Origin of the sequence: Streptomyces sp. NPDC006314 (assembly GCF_040613075.1) — a bacterium.
Classification (GTDB): Bacteria; Actinomycetota; Actinomycetes; order Streptomycetales; family Streptomycetaceae; genus Streptomyces.
This window is the reverse complement of sequence record NZ_JBEXRL010000003.1, coordinates 527548-534884: the sequence shown is the minus strand read 5'-3', so window position 1 is coordinate 534884 and position 7337 is coordinate 527548. Positions and strand designations below refer to the sequence as shown.

Genomic DNA, 7337 nt, shown 5'->3' with positions numbered 1-7337 from the left:
ATCCCCCCCCCCCGGCGCGCGGTGTGGGGGGGGGGCTCGGCGGCCGGTCGGCGGGGGCGGGGGGGGGGGCCCCCCCGGGGGGGGGGGGGGGCCCCCCCCCGCCGCCGTACCGGTGCGCTGCGCTCTCCGTACTTCTCCGTGGGGCCGGCCGCTCAGCCCTGAAGAAGCTTCTTCACCGCGGCGGCGACGCGGCCGCCCTCGGCCTGACCGGCCACCTTGGGGTTCACGATCTTCATGACGGCGCCCATGGCCCGCGGCCCCTCGGCGCCGGCCGCCTTCGCCTCTTCCACGGCCTGGGCGACGATCGCGTTCAGCTCGTCGTCGGACAGCTGCTTGGGCAGGTACTCGGCGAGCACCTCGCCCTCCGCCTTCTCCCGCTCGGCCTGCTCGGCACGACCACCCTGCGCGAAGGCGTCCGCGGCCTCGCGGCGCTTCTTCGCCTCACGGGTGATCACCTTGAGGACCTCGTCGTCGGAGAGCTCCCGCTTCTCCTTGCCCGCGACCTCCTCCTTGGTGATCGCGGCGAGCGTCAGCCTGAGCGTCGAGGAGCGGAGCTCGTCGCGCTCCTTGATCGCGGCGTTGAGGTCGTCGTGCAGCTTCGACTTGAGCGTGGTGGTCATGGGGTCGATTGTCGCAGGTGTGCCGCCCCGAACGCCCGCTGATTTAGGGGCCGGCCGGTCTCGTCGTGCTACCGGGATCTGACACGATGGACGTATGCGCGCGCGATATGGAGTACCTCTGGGGATCATGGCGGCAGGTGCCGCCGGGCTGGCGTACGCGGCGGGCTTCGAGGTCCGCTCCTTCCGCCTCCGACGAGTGACGGTCCCTGTCCTCCCACCGGGCGTGCGCCCGCTGCGCGTACTGCAGGTCTCCGACATCCACATGGTGAGCGGCCAGCGCAAGAAGCAGCGCTGGCTGCAGTCGCTGGCGGGCCTGCGCCCGGATTTCGTGATCAACACGGGCGACAATCTGTCGGACCCTCAGGGCGTGCCGGAGGTCCTGGACGCGCTCGGGCCCCTGATGGAGTTCCCGGGCGCCTACGTCTTCGGCTCCAACGACTACTACGGCCCCAGACTCCGCAACCCCGCCCGCTACTTGCTGGAGAAGGCGAGCGGCCGCCACGGCCTGAACGGCAACCCGTCGGCGGTGGGCGCGATCCACAACCCGTGGGAGGACCTCCGCGACGGTTTCGACGCGGCGGGCTGGCTGAACCTGACGAACACGCGGAGCGTTCTGAAGGTCGAGGGCGTGTCGATCGAACTGACCGGCCTGGACGACCCGCACATCAAGCGCGACCGCTACGCGCAGGTGGCAGGCGGCCCGTCCGGGACGTACGACTTCTCGATGGGCGTGGTGCACGCCCCGTACCTGCGCACCCTGGACGCCTTCACGGCGGACGGCTACCCCCTGATCCTGGCCGGCCACACCCACGGCGGCCAGCTGTGCATCCCCTTCTACGGCGCCCTGGTCACCAACTGCGACCTGGACACGGACCGGGTGAAGGGCCTCTCCACCCACACGGCCGAGGGCCACACCTCCTACCTCCACGTCTCGGCAGGCTGCGGCACCAACCGCTACACCCCGGTCCGCTTCGCCTGCCCGCCGGAGGCGACGCTGCTGACGCTGGTGGGGAGGGAGTAAGCGGAGCGGGGACACGGTCAGGGCAGCGGCGAGAGCCGGCGGGGGACACCGGGGCGCCCCGCCGCCGGGAAGTAACCCACCTGGGCTAACCCGGATGGCCCCGTCCCTCCCCCGCTCCTAGCGTGAGGGCATGACCGCCCCGATACCCAGGGAGATCCCGGACCTGCCCGCGGTCCCGGGTCGACCCCTGCCCCGCCCCACCCAGGTGCCGGCCACAGCGGTGGTGGCCCCGGCTCACCGTCCCCAGACAGCGGTGTTCCGCCTGCTGATCGCCGTGGCCGCGGCCGCAGGCGTCGCCCTGGAACTCCGGCTGGGCACCCCCGCCCGCGCCCTGAGTTACTTCAGCGTCCAGGCCAATGTGCTGCTGGCTCTGGTCATGTTCCTGTCAGGAACTAGAGCCTGGCGGGCCCGCCGCCCGCTCCGGTCCGCCGTGACAGGCGCCGCACTCCTCTACGCCCTGATCGCCGCGCTGGTCTACCACCTGCTGCTGGCCCACACGACCCCTCCGTTCTCCATGACCGGCGCGACGACGCCCCCGGAGCGCTGGCACGCCCAGTGGGCGGCACTGCAGATCCTGCACACGCTGGTCCCCGCGGCGGCCCTGCTGGACTGGCTGATCCTCACCCCCGCGGCCCGTCTGCACCTCCGCCAGGCCGCGGCCTGGCTCCTCTACCCCCTGGCTTACCTGGCCTTCTCCCTCGCCCGGGCGGCCTTCCTCCCAGCCTCCAGCCCCTCCCGCCACCTCTACCCCTTCCTGGACGTGGTCGCCCACGGCTACCGCAACACCCTGGCCAACGCCCTCCTCCTGGGCCTCGCGATCTACGGCCTGGGCGTCCTCCTCGTGGCCCTGGACCACGCCCGCCCGACCCCGGTCCGCCACCCCCTCTAAACCGGATTTCGTCTCCAGCCACCAGTGGGCTAAAGTAAACGTCGTCGCCGCGACAAGCAGTGACATCGGGGTGTAGCGCAGCTTGGCAGCGCGCTTCGTTCGGGACGAAGAGGTCGTGGGTTCAAATCCCGCCACCCCGACAGAGACGTACCAGGTCAGGGGCCTGATCCGCGAGAGCGGGTCGGGTCCCTGACTCGTTTTCGGGGCCTCTTGGGAGCCATCTGGGATCCAACGTCGGAACGCGGCTCCCCTGGTGGCTCCCCTTCCCCCCACCATGGCAGCGCCTGACATGCCACGGAGAAGCCGTTGATGCGTTCTACCGCGACAGCGGTCTCAGGCTTACGTCTCGGCGTCGTCGTCCGACGGGTCCTGCCGCTTCAGTCGCTTCAGCACGCGCGATGTCGCGGGCACGGCGGTCTCAGACCACCAGCGTTGCGCATGCGGAGCCGCGATCTGCGCAGCCTTCGCCCCGACCAGCAGCGCAGCAGCGATCGCAACCATTCGCAGATCGACACGCGTACCGGTGCTACCGGACGCACCCCGGTCAGCGGCACCGACCGGCTCGGCTTCGGCGACGGTCACGTCGTCGTCAGGGAACGACTCGGCGGGCTCGGGCGGAGTTGGCGCATTGGTCATGTCGTTCAGCAGAGCCGCGAGAGTCTCATCGCTCCAGGTCGTTGTGGTCCACTGGCGGTAGTAGTGCAGGGACCTGACGTTGCCCCTGTGATGATCCTCTTGGGTGCCGTACTTCTCTCCCTTGTCGGTCAGGGAGTACGCGCCTGGCTCGCCTGTCAGGTAGCCGTACCTGTGCAGCAGCACGTTCATCTCCCGCCCGGTTTTGCCGATCTCCCGGCCGAGCACAGTTGCCGATTTACCCACCGCGCACCTCCCCGCTCGGCCGGGCGCGGACAGGCTCCCGGCATCCCCAAGGCAGGGAAAGCTACCCGGTGCCACGGCCTTGTGCAGGGCAATTGCGGCATTCGTTATGCACGGCTCACGTGCGTGGGTGATTGCAGCTGGTCACGCGCCGGTCTTCTGAGATCCGGTAACGCGATCATGATCCGTGGGCAGGAGTTGCCAGGTGTCCTGGTGCAGGACATACAAGATGCCGTGCGCGCGGCTTCCCGCGAGGTCCCCATGTACCGGGACTCCGACTGGTCACGAGCCGCAGCAGCCGCCCGCCGGGACCTCTTCGGCTGGTGCCCCTGTGCCGAGCTGGATCACCTGCGGTGCCGGGGCGCAGCACCCGCCACCGGTTTGGTCTGCTTCGGGGGCGTCGAACAGCCCCGCCCCGCCGCACACCCCGGTTTCAGGGAGGGTGAGTTCGACACGGTCGGCGGAGTCGGTGTCGCCGGCGAGGGCGGCCGCTACGGAGCGGACCTGCTCATAGCCGGTCATCGCGAGGAAAGTCGGGGCGCGGCCGTAGGACTTCATGCCGACCAGGTAGATGCCCTGCTCCGGGTGAGCGAGTTCACGGTGGCCGTGCGGGTAGACGGTGCCGCAGGAATGCTGGTTGGGGTCGATCAGCGGAGCGAGCGCGATCGGGGCCTGGAGGCGCTCGTCCAGGCCGAGGCGGATCTCGGACAGGAACGACAGGTCCGGCCGGAAGCCAGTCAGCACGATCACCTCGTCCACCGGCTCCAGGCTGCGCCCGTCCTCGGCGACCAGGACCAGGCGACCGTCGCGGTCGCGCTCGATCACCTCGGTGCGGAAGCCCGTCACCGCGTCCGCGTAGCCCTCGTCCACAGCGGCCTTCGCCGCCAGTCCGAGTGCGCCGCGAGCCGGGAGCTGATCGGCGGCGCCGCCGCCGAAGGTCGAGCCGGAGATGCCGCGGCGCAGGACCCACACGGCCTCCGTGCCCTTACCGGTGTCGGCCTTGGCCAGGTCGGCGAGGTACGCCAGCGCAGTGAACGCGGAGGCCCCAGAGCCGATGACGGCGGTGCGCCTGCCCGCGTACCGGGCCCGTACGACCGGGTCCCTCAGGTCGGGTACGCGGTAGGTGATCTTCTCGGCGGCCGCGTGCTCGCCGAGCGCGGGCAGGCCGCTCCCGCCGGCGGGGCCGGGGATCGTCCAGGTGCCGGACGCGTCGATGACCGCCCGGGCGAACAACCGCTCCTCGCGGCCGTCCTGGTGCTCGACGTGGACCACGAAGGGCTGAGCTTCGCGGTCGGCGTCGACGATCCGGTCGCGGCCGGAGCGGGAGACGCCGGTCACCCGGACCCCCGTGCGCACCCGGTCGCCGAGGACTTCGGCGAGAGGCTTCAGGTAGAGGTCGGCCCAGTCACCGCCGGACGGGTAGGTGGCCGCGTCCGGCTTGGTCCAGCCGGTCGGGGCGAGGAGCTTTTCGGCGGCGGGGTCGATCACCTCACCCCATGTGGAGAACAACCGCACGTGCGCCCATTCGCGCACCCCGGCGCCGGCGGCCTGGCCGGCTTCCAGGACCAGGGGTTCGACGCCGCGCTCGGTCAGGTGGGCAGCGGCGGCCAGGCCGATCGGTCCGGCTCCGATCACGATGACGGGCAGCTCGGTGGTGGGCGCGTTCACGGCGACTCCTTGCGTGTTTCGACATCTGTCGATGGCCTTCGCGGCCAGCATGGCACTTGTATCGATAGGCGTCAACATAGACATTCATCGAATTCACGCTGTCGCCCGGCACATAGATGCCGCCCCATACGCCGGCGGCCGGACTCGACCGCCGCCGGCACCGCACTGGCGGTTCCGGGCGTGGCCTTCGGGGGTCTGGAGGGGCGGCGCGCCTGCCGTGGAAGCCCTGCGCGGCGTCGGCCGGCAGGCGACTCGTGCCGTCCGCGGCCCGGCCGCCCACCTCGGGCCCCGCTGGCACCCGGCCCGCCTGGTTCGACATGTGTCAACATAGACGCATGTCGAATGTCAAGGTGCTGCCGCTGCTCACACCCGACGACGGGGGTGTGGCGCCGTGCTGCCCGCCGCTGACCGAGCGGCCCATGACGGCCGAGGAGGCCGAGACGGCCGCCCGCATGTTCAAGGCGCTGGGCGACCCGGTCCGGCTGCGGCTGTTCTCCGCGGTCGCCTCGCACGAGGGCGGCGAGGCATGCGTCTGCGACATCTCCGATGTCGGCGTCTCCCAGCCGACCGTCTCCCACCACCTGAAGAAGCTGAAGGAGGCCGGGCTGCTGACCTCCGAACGGCGCGGTACCTGGGTGTACTACCGGGTCGAGCCCTCCGTACTGGCGGCGATGGGCAAGCTGCTGGCGCTGCCGACCGCCGTCTGAAGCCGACAGCGCAAGAGTGAGGATGAGCCTGGCCGCCCCGGACCCGGGGCGGCAGCTTCAGCGTGCCTGCCTGACCGGAGCCTGGGTACGGGTGGTGAACTTCCCGCACCAGGCCAGGGAGACGTGGACGAGGGCGACCAGGGCAGGCACCTCGATCAGCGGGCCGACCACGCCGGACAGGGCCTGCCCGGAGGTGACGCCGAAGGTGGCGATGGCGACCGCGATAGCCAGCTCGAAGTTGTTGCCGGCGGCGGTGAAGGCGAGGGTGGCCGTGCGGTCGTAGGCCAGGCCGATGGCCTTCCCCAGGGCGAACACGCCGAACCACATGACCGCGAAGTAGACCAGCAGCGGCAGCGCGATCCGGGCGACGTCCAGCGGCTGAGAGGTGACCGTCTTCCCCTGCAGGGCGAAGAGGATGACGATCGTGAACAGCAGGCCGTACAGCGCCCACGGGCCGATCTTCGGCAGGAAGCCGGTCTCGTATGCCTCGCGGCCGAGCTTCTTCTCACCGATGCGGCGGGTGAGGAAGCCCGCGAGCAGCGGGACGCCTAGGAAGATGACGACGTTGAGGGCGATCTTCCACATGGAGACGTTCAGGTGCCGGCCGTCGCCCAGACCGAGCCAGCCGGGCAGCAGGTCGAGGTAGAACCAGCCCAGGAGGCCGAAGGCCAGCACCTGGAAGATCGAGTTCAGGGCCACCAGGACGGCGGCGGCTTCGCGGTCACCGCAGGCGAGGTCGTTCCAGATGATGACCATGGCGATGCATCGGGCGAGGCCGACGATGATCAGGCCAGTGCGGTACTCGGGCAGATCCGGCAGGAAAGTCCACGCCAGGGCGAACATCACCGCCGGCCCGATGAGCCAGTTGACGACCAGCGAGGAGGCCATGAGCCTCTTGTCGCCGGTGACGGCGTCGAGCCTGTCATAGCGGACCTTGGCCAGGACCGGGTACATCATGATCAGCAGGCCCATGGCGATCGGCAGGGAGACGCCGCCGATCTCGGCCTTGGCCAACGTGTCGTTGAGCCCGGGAATGAGCCGGCCGAGGCCGAGGCCGACGGCCATGGCGAGCAGGATCCAGACGGCGAGGAAGCGGTCGAGCGTCGACAGCTTGGCGACGATCGAGGTCTCCTCGGCGGTCGCGGGCGCTTCGGTGCGGGTCACGGGCAGGCCCTCTTGTTGTCGGCGGCGTACCGGGCGGACTCGGCCAGCTCCGCGAACTGGCCGGCGAGCTTGGCGATGACGTCCGGACGCAGCTTGTAGTACGTGAACCGGCCGCACGGCTCCGTATCGACGAGCCGCGCCTCGCGCAGCACCTTCATGTGGTTGGAGAGGTTGGTCTGCTTCGCGCCGGTCTCCTCGACCAGGTGCGTGGTGCAGAGCGCTTCCCTGGCGAGCAGGGTGACGATCCGGAGTCTGAGCGGGTCGGCCAGCACCCGGATCAGATCAGTGTCGACTGACGTCAGCATGGACTGATACTGTCACATCAGTCTGGACTGATGTCATCCCAGACTGAGCTCAGGGACCCGTACCCCGGTCTCCCGTGGGGACCACAG

The 7337-nt window shown here is 70.2% G+C and carries 8 protein-coding genes and 1 tRNA gene; 4 read left to right on the top strand and 5 right to left on the bottom strand.

The window, feature by feature from the left end; all coding sequences use genetic code 11:
- Nucleotides 1–152 precede the first annotated feature (152 nt).
- Nucleotides 153–620 carry a GatB/YqeY domain-containing protein gene (locus tag ABZ079_RS08175; RefSeq protein WP_356938574.1) on the bottom strand — a complete coding sequence of 156 codons (468 nt, stop codon included), beginning with the start codon at nt 618–620 and terminating at the stop codon, nt 153–155.
- 94 nt (nt 621–714) lie between these two features.
- Between ABZ079_RS08175 and ABZ079_RS08170 the strand changes: the two genes are divergently transcribed.
- From ABZ079_RS08170 to ABZ079_RS08160, 3 genes are all read left to right on the top strand, one after another.
- Entirely contained in the window at nt 715–1641 is a 927-nt protein-coding gene (locus ABZ079_RS08170; RefSeq protein WP_356938573.1) for a metallophosphoesterase, read from the top strand.
- Nucleotides 1642–1771: 130 nt separating this feature from the next.
- Entirely contained in the window at nt 1772–2530 is a 759-nt protein-coding gene (locus ABZ079_RS08165) for a Pr6Pr family membrane protein (protein ID WP_356938572.1), read from the top strand.
- Nucleotides 2531–2596: 66 nt separating this feature from the next.
- Nucleotides 2597–2670: transfer RNA gene (locus tag ABZ079_RS08160), tRNA-Pro, on the top strand.
- A 199-nt stretch (nt 2671–2869) separates the two neighbouring features.
- On the opposite strand, the gene ABZ079_RS08155 is transcribed toward ABZ079_RS08160, so the two are convergent.
- The gene (locus tag ABZ079_RS08155) at nt 2870–3409 is read right to left on the bottom strand and encodes a hypothetical protein (protein WP_356938571.1); all 540 of its coding nucleotides are present in this window, start codon (nt 3407–3409) and stop codon (nt 2870–2872) included.
- A 279-nt stretch (nt 3410–3688) separates the two neighbouring features.
- Nucleotides 3689–5074 (bottom strand): NAD(P)-binding domain-containing protein, encoded by a 1386-nt coding sequence (locus tag ABZ079_RS08150; protein ID WP_356938570.1) that lies wholly within the window; start codon nt 5072–5074, stop codon nt 3689–3691.
- A gap of 335 nt (nt 5075–5409) precedes the next feature.
- Here ABZ079_RS08150 and ABZ079_RS08145 point away from each other — a divergent pair, with 335 nt between their 5' ends.
- On the top strand, nt 5410–5781 hold the full coding sequence (locus ABZ079_RS08145; RefSeq protein WP_356938569.1) for a metalloregulator ArsR/SmtB family transcription factor: 372 nt from the start codon (nt 5410–5412) through the stop codon (nt 5779–5781).
- 57 nt (nt 5782–5838) lie between these two features.
- Here the strand turns inward: ABZ079_RS08145 and arsB are convergent, their stop codons facing one another.
- Nucleotides 5839–6945, bottom strand: a complete 1107-nt coding sequence (arsB, locus tag ABZ079_RS08140; RefSeq protein WP_356938568.1) for an ACR3 family arsenite efflux transporter — start codon at nt 6943–6945, stop codon at nt 5839–5841.
- Complete coding sequence (locus ABZ079_RS08135; protein ID WP_356938567.1) at nt 6942–7250, bottom strand: metalloregulator ArsR/SmtB family transcription factor; 309 nt, start codon at nt 7248–7250, stop codon at nt 6942–6944. Before ABZ079_RS08135 ends, arsB begins: the two co-directional genes overlap by 4 nt.
- Nucleotides 7251–7337 lie beyond the last annotated feature (87 nt).